General features: G+C 39.4%; 17 protein-coding genes and 1 riboswitch. Of the genes, 14 read left to right on the forward strand and 3 right to left on the reverse strand.

Going from position 1 to position 17,972, the window contains the following annotated elements; all coding sequences use genetic code 11:
- The first annotated feature begins 206 nt into the window (after positions 1 to 206).
- Positions 207 to 295, forward strand: a riboswitch (glycine riboswitch).
- A gap of 173 nt (positions 296 to 468) precedes the next feature.
- Genes gcvT through gcvPB form a run of 3 tightly spaced genes read left to right on the forward strand, consistent with a single transcriptional unit; the run spans position 469 to position 4,393 of the window.
- Positions 469 to 1,569, forward strand: a complete 1,101-nt coding sequence (gene gcvT / locus ABVF21_RS12295) for a glycine cleavage system aminomethyltransferase GcvT (RefSeq protein ID WP_303530670.1) — start codon at positions 469 to 471, stop codon at positions 1,567 to 1,569.
- A 26-nt stretch (positions 1,570 to 1,595) separates the two neighbouring features.
- Positions 1,596 to 2,939 carry an aminomethyl-transferring glycine dehydrogenase subunit GcvPA gene (gene gcvPA / locus ABVF21_RS12300; protein WP_303530671.1) on the forward strand — a complete coding sequence of 448 codons (1,344 nt, stop codon included), beginning with the start codon at positions 1,596 to 1,598 and terminating at the stop codon, positions 2,937 to 2,939.
- Entirely contained in the window at positions 2,936 to 4,393 is a 1,458-nt protein-coding gene (gene gcvPB, locus ABVF21_RS12305) for an aminomethyl-transferring glycine dehydrogenase subunit GcvPB (RefSeq protein ID WP_371018267.1), read from the forward strand. The genes gcvPA and gcvPB overlap by 4 nt, the downstream gene beginning before the upstream one ends.
- A 165-nt stretch (positions 4,394 to 4,558) precedes the next feature.
- On the opposite strand, the gene ABVF21_RS12310 is transcribed toward gcvPB, so the two are convergent.
- Entirely contained in the window at positions 4,559 to 4,930 is a 372-nt protein-coding gene (locus ABVF21_RS12310; protein ID WP_194222130.1) for a rhodanese-like domain-containing protein, read from the reverse strand.
- A 299-nt stretch (positions 4,931 to 5,229) separates the two neighbouring features.
- Here ABVF21_RS12310 and ABVF21_RS12315 point away from each other — a divergent pair, with 299 nt between their 5' ends.
- The 4 genes from ABVF21_RS12315 to ABVF21_RS12330 all read left to right on the forward strand — a co-directional run bounded on the left by ABVF21_RS12315 (position 5,230) and on the right by ABVF21_RS12330 (position 10,758).
- Positions 5,230 to 6,060, forward strand: coding sequence for a lipoate--protein ligase family protein (locus ABVF21_RS12315; protein WP_303530673.1), 831 nt, complete (start codon positions 5,230 to 5,232; stop codon positions 6,058 to 6,060).
- Positions 6,061 to 6,464: 404 nt separating this feature from the next.
- The gene (locus tag ABVF21_RS12320) at positions 6,465 to 9,029 is read left to right on the forward strand and encodes a vitamin B12-dependent ribonucleotide reductase (protein WP_303530675.1); all 2,565 of its coding nucleotides are present in this window, start codon (positions 6,465 to 6,467) and stop codon (positions 9,027 to 9,029) included.
- Positions 9,030 to 9,327: 298 nt separating this feature from the next.
- The gene (gene mntR / locus ABVF21_RS12325; protein WP_194222127.1) at positions 9,328 to 9,774 is read left to right on the forward strand and encodes a transcriptional regulator MntR; all 447 of its coding nucleotides are present in this window, start codon (positions 9,328 to 9,330) and stop codon (positions 9,772 to 9,774) included.
- A gap of 78 nt (positions 9,775 to 9,852) precedes the next feature.
- Positions 9,853 to 10,758: a patatin-like phospholipase family protein gene (locus ABVF21_RS12330; protein WP_303530678.1), complete on the forward strand. Its 906-nt coding sequence runs from the start codon at positions 9,853 to 9,855 to the stop codon at positions 10,756 to 10,758.
- A 137-nt stretch (positions 10,759 to 10,895) separates the two neighbouring features.
- Here the strand turns inward: ABVF21_RS12330 and ABVF21_RS12335 are convergent, their stop codons facing one another.
- On the reverse strand, positions 10,896 to 11,285 hold the full coding sequence (locus tag ABVF21_RS12335) for an SA1362 family protein (RefSeq protein ID WP_371018268.1): 390 nt from the start codon (positions 11,283 to 11,285) through the stop codon (positions 10,896 to 10,898).
- A 22-nt stretch (positions 11,286 to 11,307) separates the two neighbouring features.
- Entirely contained in the window at positions 11,308 to 12,255 is a 948-nt protein-coding gene (locus ABVF21_RS12340) for a DUF1385 domain-containing protein (protein WP_303530681.1), read from the reverse strand.
- A gap of 223 nt (positions 12,256 to 12,478) precedes the next feature.
- On the opposite strand from ABVF21_RS12340, the gene ABVF21_RS12345 reads away from it, so the two are divergent.
- The 7 genes from ABVF21_RS12345 (at position 12,479) to ABVF21_RS12375 (ending at position 17,916) form a co-directional block, all read left to right on the forward strand.
- The gene (locus ABVF21_RS12345) at positions 12,479 to 13,009 is read left to right on the forward strand and encodes a YqhR family membrane protein (RefSeq protein WP_194222123.1); all 531 of its coding nucleotides are present in this window, start codon (positions 12,479 to 12,481) and stop codon (positions 13,007 to 13,009) included.
- Positions 13,010 to 13,089: 80 nt separating this feature from the next.
- Positions 13,090 to 13,509: a type II 3-dehydroquinate dehydratase gene (gene aroQ, locus ABVF21_RS12350; RefSeq protein WP_303530683.1), complete on the forward strand. Its 420-nt coding sequence runs from the start codon at positions 13,090 to 13,092 to the stop codon at positions 13,507 to 13,509.
- 226 nt (positions 13,510 to 13,735) lie between these two features.
- Positions 13,736 to 14,803, forward strand: a complete 1,068-nt coding sequence (locus tag ABVF21_RS12355; RefSeq protein WP_303530685.1) for a M24 family metallopeptidase — start codon at positions 13,736 to 13,738, stop codon at positions 14,801 to 14,803.
- A gap of 19 nt (positions 14,804 to 14,822) precedes the next feature.
- Entirely contained in the window at positions 14,823 to 15,380 is a 558-nt protein-coding gene (gene efp / locus ABVF21_RS12360) for an elongation factor P (protein WP_303530687.1), read from the forward strand.
- Positions 15,381 to 15,508: 128 nt separating this feature from the next.
- The gene (locus tag ABVF21_RS12365) at positions 15,509 to 16,231 is read left to right on the forward strand and encodes an ABC transporter ATP-binding protein (protein WP_371018269.1); all 723 of its coding nucleotides are present in this window, start codon (positions 15,509 to 15,511) and stop codon (positions 16,229 to 16,231) included.
- The gene (locus ABVF21_RS12370) at positions 16,228 to 17,241 is read left to right on the forward strand and encodes an ABC transporter permease (RefSeq protein ID WP_371018270.1); all 1,014 of its coding nucleotides are present in this window, start codon (positions 16,228 to 16,230) and stop codon (positions 17,239 to 17,241) included. The genes ABVF21_RS12365 and ABVF21_RS12370 overlap by 4 nt, the downstream gene beginning before the upstream one ends.
- Before the next feature lie 15 nt (positions 17,242 to 17,256).
- Complete coding sequence (locus ABVF21_RS12375) at positions 17,257 to 17,916, forward strand: TetR/AcrR family transcriptional regulator (RefSeq protein ID WP_303530693.1); 660 nt, start codon at positions 17,257 to 17,259, stop codon at positions 17,914 to 17,916.
- The last annotated feature ends 56 nt before the right edge of the window (positions 17,917 to 17,972 follow it).

Here is a 17,972-nt window from a genome sequence, read left to right on the forward strand (position 1 = left end):
GAAAACCCTTTCTCGATAAAGATTATTTACGAATGATACGTGATTAATGTATAATAATGTTCGTGTTTAATATATTAGTTAAAATACTTTCATTATTAAAAAGATTGTTGCCAATGCCACTATGGTAGTGGTAGGATTGAAATCGAAAGCACTATTAGTATGAATCAATCAGTAGAATCCAATACCTTAAAACTGAAAATAGGCGAATGAAAGCAAGAGGAGAGACTGCTATATGCAGCGCCGAAGGAGCAAACAAATTTGTGAATCTCTCAGGCAAAAAGACTCTTGCTAGACGCACCTCTGGAGAGAGCTTTTATAGCCGCCAAAGATGTAATTCTCGCGTAATGTGAGGAGAAACTTTCAGGTCAACGGGACAGAGAAACCGCGCTACTTAAAGCGGTTTTCTCTGTCCTTTTTTATGCTTCGTTAAAACGCTTTTTAAGATGAATGATTTTAGGAGGGAATAAGATGAGTGAACTATTAAAGACACCATTATTTGAAACCTATAAAGCTATGGGCGCTAAAACAATTGATTTTGGAGGATGGGCTCTTCCGGTTCAGTTTTCAAGTATTAAAGAAGAGCATGAGGCCGTTAGAACGAGAGCAGGTTTATTCGATGTTTCTCATATGGGAGAAATTGATGTTAGTGGTGAACAGTCGCTTCATTACCTTCAAAAGATGATGACAAATGATATAAGCAAACTAAAGGTCAACGGTGCTCAATATACAGCAATGTGCTATGAAGATGGCGGAACTGTGGATGACCTTCTGGTGTATAAGCACTCAGAACACCATTATTTATTGGTAGTTAATGCCGCTAACACTGAGAAAGATTTTGACTGGCTTGAAAAACACCTTATCGAAGGAGTTTCTATTCAGAACATATCAAGTCAGATGGCCCAACTTGCTATTCAGGGTCCGCAAGCAGAGGTGATTCTCCAACGTCTAACGGAGGTGAATCTTTCAACTATCGGTTTCTTTAAATTTCAGAATGAAGTCGTGATTGAGGGCATTAATACGTTAGTGTCTAGAACCGGCTATACGGGTGAAGATGGTTTTGAACTGTATACTTCTTGGGAGGATGCCCCTTCACTGTGGAAGGCGATTCTTGCTGCGGGGGAGCCAGAAAACATTCTACCTTGTGGCCTTGGGGCTCGCGATACGCTTCGCTTTGAGGCAAAGCTAGCTCTTTATGGGCAGGAGTTAACGAAAGATATTTCTCCGCTAGAAGCGGGAATAGGTTTTGCTGTTAAAACTAGTAAAGAAGCTGATTTCATCGGAAAATCTGTTTTACTAAGTCAGCGTGAAAATGGTCTTGAGCGAAAGTTAGTTGGGATTGAAATGACTGGGCGCGGGATTCCGCGGACCCACTATCCTGTTTACAAAGGGGAACAATTGATTGGCGAAGTTACTACTGGGACACAATCTCCAACTTTGAAAAAAAATGTTGGTCTTGTATTAATAAAGAAAGAGTTTACAGAAATGGGTACTGAGCTAGATGTTGAAATTCGTAACAAACGTGTGGGAGCTAAAGTTGTTCCATCACCATTTTATAAAAGACAGAAATAAAGGGAAATAGAGGAGGAGAAAAACATATGAAACATCGCTACTTGCCGACAACTGATCAAGATCGAAAGGAAATGCTTGAAACAATTGGAGTGGACTCTGTCCAAGCTCTTTTTGAAGATATTCCGGAGGCTATTCGTTTTAAGGGAGATCTTAAAGTAGAGAAACAGTTATTTGAACCTGAACTGATTCGATATATGTCAAAACTGGCTTCTAAAAATGCGAATATACAGGAGAATGTATCTTTTCTTGGTGCTGGTGTTTATGATCACGCCATTCCTTCTGTTGTAGATCATGTGATTCGTCGCTCAGAGTTTTATACAGCTTATACTCCATATCAACCTGAAATTTCACAAGGGGAATTGCAGGCCATTTTTGAATTTCAGACAATGATAAGCGAACTTACTGGAATGGATGTTGCGAATTCCTCGATGTATGATGGTCCAACTGCTCTTGCCGAAGCTGGTCTGCTCAGTGCTGGGCAAACTAAAAAGAAAAAGATCATTGTTTCAAAGAGCGTACATCCTGAAGCCCGTGCTGTTATTGATACATATGCGCGTGGACAGCGTCTTTCAGTGGTTGAAGTAGATACGATGAATGGGTGTACAGATCTTAATAAATTGAAAAATGAAATCGACGAAGATACTGCATGTGTTATGGTTCAGTACCCGAACTTTTTTGGTCAGTTAGAGCCCTTACCCGAAATTGAAAAGCTTGTTCATGAGCAAAAAGCGATGTTTGTTGTTTCAAGTAATCCGCTTGCCCTTGGTCGTTTAACTCCTCCAGGAGAGATGGGGGCAGATATCGTTGTTGGAGATTGTCAACCGTTTGGAATTCCGGCACAGTTTGGTGGACCGCATTGTGGTTATTTCGCAGTGACAAAAAAACTGATGCGAAAAGTACCAGGTCGTTTGATTGGGCAAACAACTGATGATAATGGACAGCGCGGTTTCGTTCTAACCTTACAAGCACGCGAGCAACATATTCGAAGGGATAAAGCGACTTCGAATATTTGTTCCAATCAGGCGTTGAATGCTCTTGCCTCTTCAGTTGCTATGAGTGCTCTTGGTAAAGAAGGCGTTCGACATATGGCGGAGCAAAATATGAAGAAAGCTTATTATGCGAACAGTCAGCTGAAACAGGCGGGAGTTGAAACCGTTTTTGATGGAGTGTACTTCAATGAATTCGTGATTAAATTAAACGGTTCGGTTAAAGATCTTAATCGAAAGTTATTAGAAAAAGGGATTATTGGTGGATATGATCTTGGGAGAGATTATCCAGAATTGAAGGATCATATGCTTATAGCCGTTACAGAGAATCGGACGAAAGAAGAAATTGATGCATTCATAAAAGAAGTGGGGGGAGCACAATGAGTAAAGATCAGGCATTAATATTTGAACTAAGTGAACCGGGGCGTATTTCTTATAGTCTACCTGAACTTGATGTTCCTGATATGGATCTAGATCAGTGGTTGCCAGAAGAGTTTAATCGTAAAACAGAACCAGAGTTACCAGAAGTGTCAGAATTACAATTGATGCGTCATTATACAGCCTTGTCTAAGCGTAACCATGGAGTGGATTCTGGATTTTATCCACTTGGGTCTTGTACGATGAAGTACAATCCAAAAATTAACGAAGATGTAGCAAGGTATCCTGGCTTTGCCTTCATACATCCGCTTCAAGAAGAGGAGGGCGTTCAAGGTGCGCTAGAAATGATGTACAATCTTCAGGAAAACCTCGTGGCTGTAACAGGTATGGATGAAGTAACGCTTCAACCTGCAGCAGGTGCTCACGGAGAATGGACAGGATTAATGATGATCCGTGCTTATCATGAAGCGAACGGTGATTTCAATCGCACAAAGGTCATTGTTCCAGATTCAGCTCACGGTACAAACCCTGCTTCTGCAACAGTTGCTGGTTTTGAGGCAGTGACAGTGAAATCAAATGGAAAAGGCCTAGTTGATCTTGAAGATTTAAAACGTGTAGTAGATGAAGATACGGCTGCGCTGATGCTTACAAATCCAAATACACTTGGACTATTTGAAGAACAGATTACAGAGATGGCGTCAATTATTCATAACGCAGGTGGAAAGCTATATTACGATGGTGCAAATATGAATGCTATTATGGGGGCTGCTCGTCCTGGAGATATGGGCTTTGATGTTGTGCACTTAAATCTACACAAAACTTTCACTGGACCTCATGGCGGTGGTGGACCTGGATCTGGACCGGTTGGTGTTAAATCTGATTTAATTCCTTACCTTCCTAAGCCTGTACTCGTAAAGGAGAATAATGCCTATCGTTTCGAGTATGACCGTCCTCAGTCCATTGGTCGTGTAAAGCCTTACTATGGTAATTTCGGTATCAATGTTCGAGCATATACGTATATTCGTACTATGGGGCCAGAAGGCTTAAAGCAAGTATCGGAAAATGCGGTATTAAATGCTAACTATATGATGAGACGCTTACAAGATGCCTTTGTGTTACCTTATGAACAGCACTGCAAGCATGAATTCGTGATTTCAGGAAAAAAACAAAAGAAACTTGGTGTCAGAACGCTTGATATGGCAAAGCGACTGCTAGACTTTGGTTACCACCCGCCAACGATCTATTTCCCAATTAACGTTGAGGAATGTATGATGATTGAACCTACGGAGACAGAATCAAAAGAAACACTTGATGAGTTCTGTGATGTACTGCTTCAAATTGCAAAAGAAGCAGAGGAAAATCCGGAAATTGTTCAGGAAGCCCCACATACAACAGTTATTGGTCGCCTTGATGAAACCACGGCTGCCAGAAAGCCTGTTTTACGTTATCAAAAAGCCTAATGCTTATTGATAGGCCCTGTTAACTTATATTGTTCACTACTCGATTATGGCTCATTCAAATGAGAGATACGTTTAACATGGATAAATCAATGATGCAAAATCAACAAAGCCATTTTGAGTTGCTGAATAGCAATCAAAAAAAGCAGCTGCAAAGGCAGCTGCTTTTTATTTTTTCTTTACTTTGCCGCCCCATTTTTTGAAGCCGCCTTTTAATTGATAAAGATCTTTAATGCCATGTTTTCTAAGAATGCTTGCAGCACGAGCTACAATAATTCCGTTGTAGTCGTACATATAAACTGGCTGATCTTTGCGGATTTCTTTAATTCGCATTTTTAGCTGACTAACAGGGATGTTCCTTGCCCCTAGAATATGGCCATTATCAAATTCGTTTGGTTCACGAACATCAATCAGTTGGGCTTTACGATAGCCGGCACGGAATTCTTCCTCCGTTAACGTTTTCAAATTCCTCTTTTGCATGTATCGAGTTATGACAACATACACAATGATCGCGACGAGTATTGCGATAATCCATTCCATAAACTTTGTTACACCCTTTCAAGTAAAATCGACAACTTTAAGTTTACACGTCTTTTCGGCTTTCCGCAAAAGAAAAAAAGGAATAACTATAAAAAGAATAGGTAGTGTTCAGTAATTAAATCAAATTTGTTCTAAATTAGTTGGGATAGAGGAGATTCGCCTATACTCGAAAGATCGAAAAACAAATAATGTTCAAGACATAGCTAAAATAATTGAGAGTGTTCATTGGTCATCCATTTTCTCCTCTGCTAGAATAGGGAAGGTGTTAGAAAACTGACAGTGATAAAGGAGTTCCGAAAATGAAGCAATGGGCATTTATTGATTCGGGAGAACGTTCTCCAGCTTATAACATGGCACTTGATGAAGCATTATTGAAATGGCATAGTGATGGGACTATCCCCCCTGTTATTCGATTTTACGGGTGGAATCCCCCAACACTTTCAATTGGTTATTTCCAGCGTATCGAACGTGATATTAATATGGATGCTGTAGAAAAAAATGGTCTAGGGTTTGTGAGACGCCCTACTGGTGGAAGAGCTGTCCTTCATGATCAGGAAGTGACTTATAGCGTTATTGTCTCTGAAGATTATCCAGACATGCCCTCAACCGTAACAGAAGCGTACCGGGTTATTTCAGAAGGGTTATTGATTGGTTTCAGAAAACTTGGATTGAATGCTTATTTCGCTGTTCCTGAAACGGATGCAGAGAAAGAAGAGCTACGTGCACCAAGATCGGGTGTGTGTTTTGACTCTCCATCCTATTATGAACTTGTTGTAGAAGGGCGAAAAGTCGCTGGGAGCGCTCAAACTCGTCAAAAAGGTGTCATTCTCCAGCATGGATCGATTCTGCTTGACATTGATGAGGACCAATTGTTTGATTGTTTCAAATTTAAAAATGAACGGATACGTGAGCGGATGCAGCGAGGTTTTAGAAAAAAGGCTGTAGCTATTAATTCACTCCGTGAAACTCCTGTATCGATATCTGAAGCGGTTAAAGCTTTTTATGATGGTTTTCAACAGGGACTTGATATTGAATTGGTTCCATATCAACTAACGAATGAACAAGAGTCCTTTGTTGTTCAACTAGCAGAGGAGAAATACGCTAGCAAGGAATGGAACTTTAGCAAATAAGCACCTTCGTTGGGTGCTTTTTCCTATTGACTTAACAAGAACAAATGTTCTAATCTTAATCAGGGTCTGTTAACTGATTAACTTTTGTCTCCAGTGTTAAAAAGGCAGAGTGTGGAAAAATGTGCAATAGACAAAATTCCTCTTTTTTCTCTATTCTTCTAATCTAATCTTTATTTATCGAGGAAAACCTTTCATTTTCACTGGATTTGAAAGTTGACAAATCGCTAAAGTATTCGCTCTTTTACTATATGTAGTATTGATTGAAGAATTCTGAACACTATATATGGTTAAAAATGATTGTCTGGTTCGTGTACATGTGCTACTATTAATCAAGACGATTTATCATAGCTACATACATCTAGAGATGCTCTTAAGTGTATAAATGTCGAAACGGAGGGGTTTATATGACAATACAAACCAATGAAAAAAGAAGATCTATTAACATTGAGCAGTTGAATAAGGATATTGAAATGTTTGCGCAGGTTCATCCGATTACAGAGGATATGCATCTAACTCACAAAGGTGTTAGTCGTCTTGTGATGCTTGACCGCTATGCATTTAAAGATACAGAGAAAAAGACATTACAAAAAGGTGATTTTGTTGTCTTAACGATTAAAGAAGATCCAAAATTTCCAGCAAGAGGTCTTGGGTATATTGAAGAATTCGACCTTCAATCTAAGAAAGCAACTGTAGCTGTTCATGAGGATTACGTTGGCGTCTTAGACACAGAAGAAGAAAGAGAATCAGGTATTATTGTCCGTTCGTTGGATGTCATAGAAAAGCCCTTGGAAGTATATTATGAGCAAATTGCTCGTCGTAATGCACGTGGCCTTGCTGATGTAGAGAAAACAGATGGGGAAAAGACATATTGGGAAGATCGTTTCTATAAAGAACTTTCATCTATGAACTTTGTTCCTGCAGGGCGTGTGCTTTACGGAGCTGGAGCTGATACGGAAGTGACGTACTTTAACTGTTACGTTATGCCGTTTCCACAGGATTCAAGAGAAGGTATTTCTGAACACCGTAAACAAGTAATGGAGATTATGAGTCGAGGTGGTGGAGTAGGAACGAACGGATCTACACTTCGTCCTAGAAACACGCTTGCTAGGGGTGTGAATGGTAAATCATCAGGTTCGGTTTCATGGCTGGATGATATTGCGAAGCTGACGCATCTAGTGGAGCAAGGTGGCTCAAGACGTGGGGCCCAAATGATTATGCTCGCTGACTGGCATCCTGATATTATTGAATTTATCATTTCAAAAATGCAGAATCCACGCATTCTTCGTTTCCTTATGGAGAATACAAAGGATGAACAAATTAAGAAACTTGCAGAAGATAAGTTGAAATTCACACCGCTCTCAGAGTCGGAAAGATCTATGTACCAAAGTATCTTAAACTACCGTAGTATTCCCGGAACAGGTGGCTTTGAAGAAAAAGTGATGCAGGATGCGCAGGATAAGCTTGCAACGGGTGGAACGTATTCTGTCCACAATCCTGACTTCTTGACTGGTGCAAACATCTCGATTTGTTTAACGAAAGACTTTATGGACGCGGTTGAAAATGATTCTGAATATGAACTTCGATTCCCGGATGTAGAGAACTATACGAAAGAACAAATGGCACTTTATAATGAGAACTGGCATGAATCAGGGGATGTACGTGACTGGGAGAAGCAAGGCTTTCCAGTAAGAACTTATCGTAAGGTTCAGGCAAAAGAGCTGTGGGATTTAATTAATATTTGTGCTACTTACTCTGCAGAGCCAGGTATCTTCTTTATTGATAATGCAAATGAAAAAACAAACGCAACTTCTTACGGTCAAAAAGTTGTCGCTACTAACCCATGTGGTGAGCAACCATTAGCACCTTACTCTGTATGTAACCTAGCAGCAGTGAACCTTGCTGAGATGGCTAATAAAGAGACAAAGACTGTTGATTTCGATAAGCTGAGAGAAACGGTTGAAGTTGGCGTACGCATGCAAGATAACGTTATTGATGCGACACCTTACTTCTTAGAGGAGAATGAGAAGCAAGCTCTTGGCGAACGTCGAGTAGGACTAGGAGTAATGGGGCTACACGACCTTCTTATATACTGTGAAACAATATATGGATCAGAAGAAGGGAATAATTTAACAGATCAGATTTTTGAAACAATTGCTACAACAGCTTATCGTGCTTCTGTGGACCTTGCTAAAGAAAAGGGAAGCTTCCCTTTCCTTGAGGGTGAAACAGTTGCGGAGACAAATAGATTACGTGAAGCATTTGTTAACACAGGTTATATGCAACAAATGCCAAATGACCTACGCGACAGCATTATGGACTATGGTATACGTAATTCACATCTTCTAACAGTTGCGCCTACTGGGAGCACTGGCACGATGGTAGGGGTGTCCACCGGTCTTGAGCCTTACTTCTCTTTCTCTTATTACCGTAGTGGACGACTTGGTAAATTTATCGAAGTAAAAGCAGATATTCTTGCAGAGTACTTTGAAAGAAACCCAGAAGCTGATACAGAAAACCTTCCGGAATGGTTCGTTTCAGCAATGGAGCTCGCACCAGAAGATCATGCTGACACTCAGTGCGTTATTCAACGCTGGGTTGATAGCTCGATTTCAAAAACTGTTAATGCTCCAAAAGGGTATTCAGTGAAACAAGTGGAAGCAGTTTATGAGCGTCTATATAATGGAGGAGCCAAGGGCGGTACCGTTTATGTAGATGGTAGCCGTGATTCTCAGGTTCTAACTCTTAAAGCAGAAGAAAATTCATTTGAACAGCTTGAGTTTGAAGGTGGCATGCAAGAAAAGAAGCAAGTAGTACTAGTTGACACGATTACAGATCTACGCTCTACAGACGTTACTATCGGGTCTGAAGTAGGTAATACGTGCCCTGTTTGTCGAAAGGGTCAGGTAAAGGAAATCGGTGGATGCAATACTTGTGATAATTGTGGTGCACAGCTGAAGTGCGGACTTTAATAGCTAACTGATGTAAGAGAAGGATAGACGGAAACGTTTATCCTTCATCTTTTTGTGCGTAGATTAGGGGCGTTTTTTCGCAAGTGCTGTTGGGGTGTTCAAGTGACTTTGTATTTTATCCACTAATTTACAAAACCGATTAAATGAAATATGATATAATATCTGCTCTACATAAGAGTGTTAGAACTGAGTTAATGCAGTTAATAGAAGCTTATGGAACCTTTCCTTGTATCCGCCCATACTATGGTGTATGCTTTTATTAACTGGCTTAAATGGAATAAAAGATGGAGGGAATCCAATGGCCACTACTCCCAGTATGGAAGATTATATTGAACGTATTTATGCACTTATAGACGGAAAAGGGTATGCTCGCGTATCAGACATCGCGGAAGCATTAGAGGTACATCCCTCCTCGGTAACCAAAATGATTCAAAAATTAGATAAAGGTAAATATGTCGTATACGAAAAATATCGCGGCTTTATGCTTACTCCAAAAGGGAAAAAGCTAGGAAAGCGACTCGTTGATCGCCATGCTTTGCTTGAACAATTTCTAGGTGTTATCGGGGTTAACGAAGAGAATATATACGAAGATGTTGAGGGTATTGAACATCATCTAAGCTGGGACGCTATCGATCGCATTGGTGATCTTGTCCAGTACTTTGAAGAGACAAATGTACGAGTGGATGAACTTAGAGAAGTGCAACGTAAAAATGAAGAAGCACACGAGGAACAATCCGAAGTTTAATCGGGTTGTTTCTTTTTTTTTGTACTAAATTCCCCCGTTAAAGCTTAGGCTTTAATAAGGTGGGAAGGAGGTTTGAGTGTGTACATTGATGGCGTCTTTTCAGGTGGCGGAGTTAAAGGGATAGCGCTAGTGGGAGCACTTCAAGCCGTTGAGAAAAAAGGCCTCGAATTTAAACGTACAGCGGGCACGAGTGCTGGGGCTATAATTGCATCTTTGATTATATCAGGTTATAAAGGAAATGAATTAGAAAAGATCTTGCTCGATACGGATCTAACGACACTACTCGAAAAAAACTCAGGTTATACATTCCCGTTGATACGGTGGTTGATGTTGTACTGGAATCTTGGGCTCTATTCTGGGAAGGACCTAGAATTATGGGTAGGGGAGTTATTAAAAAACAAAGGCATTGAAACATTCGGTGATTTACCCGAGGGATCACTCAAGATTATTGTATCCGATATATCGAAAGGGAGGCTTGTCGTTATACCTGATGACTTAGCACAGTACGGCTTCGTACCTGAGCGATTTTCTGTCGCGAAAGCTGTTAGGATGAGTGCGAGTTTACCATTTTTCTTTAAACCTCAACCGCTCTACTCCATTGATGGTAAAAAGCACTATATGGTAGATGGCGGGATTTTAAGTAACTTCCCTCTATGGATATTCCAACCTCCTGAAAATAAAAAGCCACAAAGACCTGTATTAGGCTTTCAATTGAGTGCAAACTTTAACCACGTTCCGGAAAATAAAATTACAAATGCTGTTGATATGTATCAGGCATTATTTGAAACAATGAAGCAGGCTCATGATGCGCGATATATTGAAGAACAAAAAGCGAAGAACATTGTGTTTATACCTGTGGATCATGATCTGACGACAGCTTTTAAACTAGAGAGACAAAGTCAAAAGAAACTAATTTTGTTAGGAGAAGAGCGAACTTCTCAATTTCTCAATACGTGGAGAAAATTGCCTGACATTATTACATGAAAAGGTGGCTAATGAAATCAGCCACCTTTTCTATATTTATGTTAGTTTAGTTACTTCCAAATAGAAAGAGCTTTCCATTCAAGACAATGACTTTTTATTAAGTCGCCCAATCTTATCGGTAAAACAAGTGAACCATGTTAAAAGAGAGCTCTGTTTTTCTTTTTTCCTTTACGTCCTTCGATTACGGTAAAAGGATTTTGTTTTCGATCCTCCTGTAAAGAGCGCTTTCTAGGAGAAAGACGTTTAGATGGAATGACACGAAGGTGAGGTGCATTTTTTCTTGGTGTAGCTTTTTTCTTTTTCATTTTGGTTGATTGTTTAGCGGCCTTTTGATAGGAAGTTGATTGTTGACCCATTCTTCTAGCCATTAACTTTCTGACAACGAAGATCATGATCGCAGCAATCACAGCAGTGATAAGAAGCTGCATGAAAAGTCCTTGAGGGTCTGTGACCATTTTCCAAACAAAACCAATAGCTGCTAGGCCAATTAATAAATAAATTAGAGGTTGAACAACACGGCGCGACAAATGATTCACCTCCTGTTCATCTTTACACAACTTTTGTGCTTGAATCGTCTTCCTCTCGTTGTTTATCTCGAGAAAGTAGTTCATTAAATGAGTGGATTGCAACATCAACTTGTTTATCATCTGGGTTTTTCGTTGTTAGTAGCTGAACCCATAACCCAGGATAGCCAAGCACTTTTAATACAGGAACTTCTCTAACTTTATTCGTTAATTGGAGAACTTCGAATGAAACTCCAAGAACTACCGGAATTAATGCAACACGATAGAGTAACCTTACCCATAATGGATCAGTAGGAACAAGAAGGTAAATAAATACCCCAATGACTACTGTGAAAAGGATGAAGCTACTTCCGCATCGATAATGAAGACGCGATTGCTTTTGAACATTCTCTATTGTAATAGGAAGTCCTGCTTCATAAGCGTTGATGACTTTATGTTCTGCACCATGATATTGAAAGACTCTTTTTACAATTGGGGTTAACGAAATAAAATAAATATACCCAAGCAATAGAATGAGCTTAATGAAACCCTCAATCAAGTTCTGTACAACGTGCCCTGGAAATATAAACTCAAGTGAGGCTGCCGCTAAGGCGGGTAATATAGTGAAAATCGTTTTTACGAATGCAAACGAGATAACGCCTATGGCTGCTGCACCTAATAAAAGCGTTATTTTGGAAGGCTCTTCCTTACCTAATACTTCCTGATCTTCCGAAGGGTCCACATCATAGCGTTCACTTGAAAAATTCAAATGTTTAGTTCCATTGCCACTGGCGTCGATAATCGCAACAACACCACGTATGAATGGGATTTTCTTAAGCTTTGTTCGGATAGGCTTCGGCTGCTTCGGAACTTCTAAATAATCAATTGAATCATCCTTGCGCCGAATGGCGGTTACAGACGTATGTTTCCCTTGAAACATAACACCTTCAACAACCGCTTGCCCGCCATAAGCAGGCTTATTTGTATCTGACAATATCTCTCACCAACCTATTGTATGAAGTAGAATGTTTTGAAGCGTTCAAACTCTAACAAATTGTACTTTATACCATTCTACAAGAAATAGGCAAAAACCTCTAGGTAATAGATTGTAATAATCATTTTCCCCAACACAGGCAATTTTAATCTTTTCAATAGGCAATTCTTCTAATAAATAATTCCATCATCAACAGGGAATGCTTAAGGGGGAGGTGAGTGTTATGGATAAAGAGAAGCAGAAAGATGGTAAAGAGAATGAGCAACTTGAACAAAATAAGCAGGAGCAACCTCTATCTTTTACATCAAAAGTTATTACAATCGGGATTGCTGGAGGACTATTTTGGGGTGTAATTGGTTATCTTACATACTTATTTAAATTTACTAAGATACCACCCTCTCTCATTTTGTCACCATGGGCACTTGGCGAATGGAAAAATGAACAGCTAGGGCAGTGGATTGGAATTCTTGCCCTTGGGCTTGTATCCATACTTGTGGCTTTTTTGTACAAAGTAACGCTTGTGAAAATAAATAACATGCTTGCAGGACTTGCTTATGGGATTGTATTATGGATAATTGTATTTTATTTACTCAATCCAATGTTCATCGATCTGCCAACGATTACGAAACTTGATCGCAACACAGTCATTACTACGATATGCCTTTATCTTCTTTACGGCGTCTTTATCGGGTATTCGATTTCTTTTGAATATCATGAAAACCAGCAGAAGGGCGCTTCCTATTCAAATAAATGAAGCTATGGTAGAATGTTCATGGAACATTCTCTTTTTTTTCTATTTAATATAGAAGTCAGATCGTGATGAAGGAGACCGGGATGAAAACATTCTACGTAATTAATGGACCTAACTTAAATCGACTTGGCAAACGTGAACCCGGCATCTATGGTAATGACACGCTAGAGACCCTTGAACAACGGTTAATACAATTTGCTAGTGAGAATGACGCTGCTGTTGTTTTTCGTCAATCAAACCATGAAGGAGATATCATTGATTGGATTCATGAAGCAGAAAGTGCTTCAGGTATCATTTTAAATCCTGGTGCTTTTACTCACTATAGTTACGCCATACGAGATGCTATCGCAAGTGTTCCTGTACCGGTTGTGGAAGTACACATTTCGAATGTACATAAGCGAGAACCTTTTCGCCATACATCTGTTATTTCACCAGTAACGGAAGGGCAAGTGGTAGGATTTGGTTTGAATGGGTACGAACTGGCATTGCGGTCGTTTTTATAATTTTAGTTAGCTATGTTAGCTTATGCTGTTGATTTTCGATTTTTGGCTCACTCGAGTGAAATCTTCATTTCACTTGCCTTTCACCTCTATTGAAAGGTCGCTCTGTGACGATTAATCGCTTCGAGCAAATAAATTTGTTCAGACGGTTGGTCGTCACAGAGCGTATATGAGCCAATAATAAACAACGTTCATTAACATAGCCATCATTTTAAAGGGGGACGAAACAGTGGAACGTATTGAGAAACTACGTCAGTCATTTACAGAGTATGATATAGATGCGATGTTAATTACTTCAGCAAGCAATCGTAGATATATTTCCCAGTTTACAGGTAGCTCAGGTGTTGTTCTCATTACTGAGAAAGAAGCGAAGTTTGTAACAGATTTCCGCTATATGGATCAGGCAAGAGAGCAAGCACAGGGGTTTGATATTGTGCAGCATAAAGGCCCGATTGTTGGAGAAGTAGCAAAGCTTGCGAATGAACTAGGCGTTAAAAAACTTGGCTTTGAAGAAACGCAGGTTACATATCAAGTTTTTAAAGCATATGAGAATAATGTAGACGGTACACTTGTACCGATTAATGGTATTCTTGAGAAACATCGTATGATTAAAGATTCGAGTGAATTAAAGGTTCTTAAAGAAGCAACCGAAATAGCAGACGCTGCTTTCCAACATATTACATCATACATTCGTACGGGTCTAACTGAATTGGACGTTTCTAATGAACTAGAGTTTTTCATGAGAAAAAATGGCGCAACCTCGTCTTCATTTGATATTATAGTTGCGTCGGGTATACGTTCAGCTCTTCCGCACGGCGTTGCAAGTGATAAAATCATTGGAAAAAACGAACTGATAACACTTGATTTTGGTGCTTATTATAAAGGATACTGTTCTGATATTACACGTACTGTGGCTGTTGGGGATCCTGGAGAAGAGCTTAAAGGTGTCTATCATACTGTTCTAGAAGCTCAATTAAAGGCGATGGAACAAATTAAGCCTGGAATGAGCGGAAAAGAAGCAGATGCTCTATCACGTGACTTAATTACTTCTAAAGGATTTGGAGAATACTTTGGGCACTCACTAGGTCATGGTGTTGGTCTTGAAGTACATGAGGGACCTAGTCTTTCAACTAAATCTGATACAGTATTAGAGCCAGGTATGGTAGTAACCGTTGAACCAGGTATTTACCTATCTGGTAAAGGCGGAGTAAGAATTGAAGATGATACAGTAATTACTGAAACTGGAAATGAGACATTATCTCATTCTACTAAAGAATTGCTGATCCTCGGCGAATAATGAAAGTGAGGGACTATTAATGATTTCTGTTAACGATTTAAAAACTGGTCTTACAATTGAAGTGGATAATGGCATCTGGACGGTAATGGACTTCCAGCATGTGAAGCCTGGTAAGGGAGCAGCTTTTGTAAGAACGAAGCTACGTAACCTTCGTACTGGTGGAATTCAAGAAAAAACCTTTCGAGCAGGAGAAAAAGTAGCAAAAGCTCATATTGAAAATCGTAAAATGCAGTATCTTTATGCAAGTGCCGATATGCATACGTTTATGGATACAACTACTTATGAGCAAGTTGAACTTCCTGCAGAGCAAATTAATTATGAACTTAAATTTCTAAAAGAAAACATGGAGATTTCTATTCGTACTTATGGTGAAGAAACGATCGGAGTTGAATTGCCGAATACGGTGGAACTCGTTGTTACTGAAACTGAGCCTGGTATTAAAGGGGACACAGCTTCAGGTGGAACTAAACCCGCAACTGTTGAAACGGGTTTAACTGTTCAAGTGCCTTTCTTCGTTAACCAGGGAGATGTTTTAATTATAGATACTTCTAAAGGCGAGTATGTATCAAGAGGATAAAGTAAACATTTTTAAACCGCTCTGTATGAGCGGTTTTTTTAAAATCATGAATGAGTGATTACTCACTTTACAAAAAAGGGATGAATGGTATAATGAAGTGAGTAATCACTCATTTAAGGAGGGGTCATATGCAAAAAGATGCTATCCAAGCAAGTGTTACAAAACGATATGGCACGACTACGATCTTAGATAATATTAGCCTTTCACTTAAGCAAGGTGAGATCTTCGGTCTCCTAGGACCATCAGGATCTGGAAAAACGACATTTGTCAAACTGCTCTGTGGTATTGAAGAGGCTTCAGAAGGAAAGGTAACAGTATTAGATGAACAAATGCCTGATTTAAAGATAATGAAGCGTATCGGCTATATGGCACAAGCGGATGCTTTGTATGGTGAACTATCCGCTTATGAGAATTTAGAATTCTTTGCAACGCTTAGCGGTGTGAGTCGTCGTGATCGAAAAGATCGTATCTTATCTGCTATGAGGCTAGTAGATTTAGAAAACGAACTTCAGAAAAGAGTGGAAGACTTCTCAGGAGGAATGAAGCGTCGCTTATCACTTGCTATCGCTTTATTGCACGACCCTGAAGTCCTGTTGCTTGATGAACCAACTGTTGGTATAGATCCGTCCTTGCGACAAAAGATATGGGATACGTTTGAAGATCTGAGACAAAAGGGCGTGCTCATTCTCGTTACGACTCATGTAATGGATGAAGCTGATAGATGTTCAAGGCTTGGGATGATTCGAGATGGTCGGTTGATTGCTGTTGGAACACCAGAAGAATTGAAAAAGCAAACGGATTCGACGACAATTGAGCAAGCTTTTCTCTCATATGGGGGTGTTAAGGAATGAGAATTACAGCCGTTGTAAAACGTATATTAAGGCAGTTCATTCATGACAAGCGAACGATTGGCCTAATGATTGTGGCACCAATTATCATTTTAACCATGTTATCGCTAGTGTTTAACGGGGAAGACCTGGAGTTGAAAGTGGGCACACTAAACATACCTGAGCAACTCGTCGAAAGAATAGAAGAGCATGCTATTATTAAAAAAGTTACGTCAAAAGATACCATTGAGTCACTACTGAAAGAAGATTATGATGCAATTATTGACTTCAGCAATGGGGAAAAGAAACTACATCTAGAAGGCAGTGATCCCTCCATTAATCAAGCAGTAATTAATCTTGTTAGAAGTAATTCTATGGTAAACAACGAAGAAGTGGATTTAGATGTATCTTATCTTTTTGGCTCGAGTGACATGACTTCATTTGATCACTTTGGTCCTGTACTAGTTGGTTTCTTTATTTTCTTTTTTGTGTTTTTAATTGCTGGGGTTTCTTTCTTGAGAGAGAGAACCCAGGGGACGCTCGAACGAGTTTTAGCTAGTCCTATTAAAAGGTGGGAACTTGTAATTGGATACGTGATCGGCTTTGGATTATTTACTATGTTTCAATCAGCGATCATTGCCCTATATAGTATTTATGTGATTGATTTAAAAATGGAAGGCGCTTTCTTTTATGTACTACTTATAACACTCATGCTAGCATTAAGTGCCCTAACTTTAGGAACTTTACTTTCATCATTTGCAAAGAATGAATTACAAATGATTCAGTTTATACCACTTGTTGTTGTACCGCAACTCTTTTTTTCTGGATTATTTAATCTTGATACGATTTCAAATTATTTAAGCTGGATTGGTCCGTTAACTCCTTTGTATTATGGAGCTGAAGCTCTTAGAGATGTTATGATCAAAGGACAGGGAATAACAGAAATATGGATTGATTTACTTATTTTATTTGGATTCTCAATCGCTTTTATGATTTTAAATATATACGCACTAAAAAAACACCGACGCATTTAGAGTCAGGGGGAGCTTATGAAAAAGATAGAAGACGGCATGGAATGGCTATTTGATGAAGAGGTAAGCGAGTCCGGAGATTTAACTGAGAAACAAAAACGCATTGTTAAAGCGGCAGTTGAAATGTTCCAGGAAAAAGGATTTTCCGCTTCCTCAACAAGTCAAATTGCGAGACGTGCCGGTGTAGCGGAAGGAACAATATTTCGCCATTATAATACAAAGAAAGACTTGCTGCTCGCTATTGTTACACCTGTTATGAGCCATCTTGTTGCCCCTTTCATCGTGAAAGATTTAGACAAAGTATTAAAACCAGACTATGAGCACTATGAGGATTTTTTGAGAGCTGTTGTAAAAAATAGACAGGCGTTCATACACAAGCACTTACCAATTGTTAAAATTCTGATGCAGGAGATTCCTTTTCATGAAGAACTTCGTACCCAATTTATCGAGCATGTAGCAAAGGATTTGTTTGATCGATTTGAAAAAGTGATTGTTCACTTCCAACAGAAAGGCGAATTAATCCAAATTCCGCCTTCCTCTGCGATCAGACTTTCGATAACAGCCGTTCTCGGGTTTTTTCTTGCACGGTATATTATGGTGCCGGAGAGTGAGTGGGATGATGAGCAGGAGATTGAACTGACAGTACAATTTATATTAAATGGTTTAAAAGTAAAATGACCATCCAGCCTTCGCTGGGTGGTTTTTTTGTTTTCCTCCAATAAGTTCAATATTTT

Origin of the sequence: Pseudalkalibacillus sp. JSM 102089 (assembly GCF_041366475.1) — a bacterium.
GTDB classification, from domain to species: Bacteria; Bacillota; Bacilli; order Bacillales; family Guptibacillaceae; genus Guptibacillus; species Guptibacillus hwajinpoensis_B.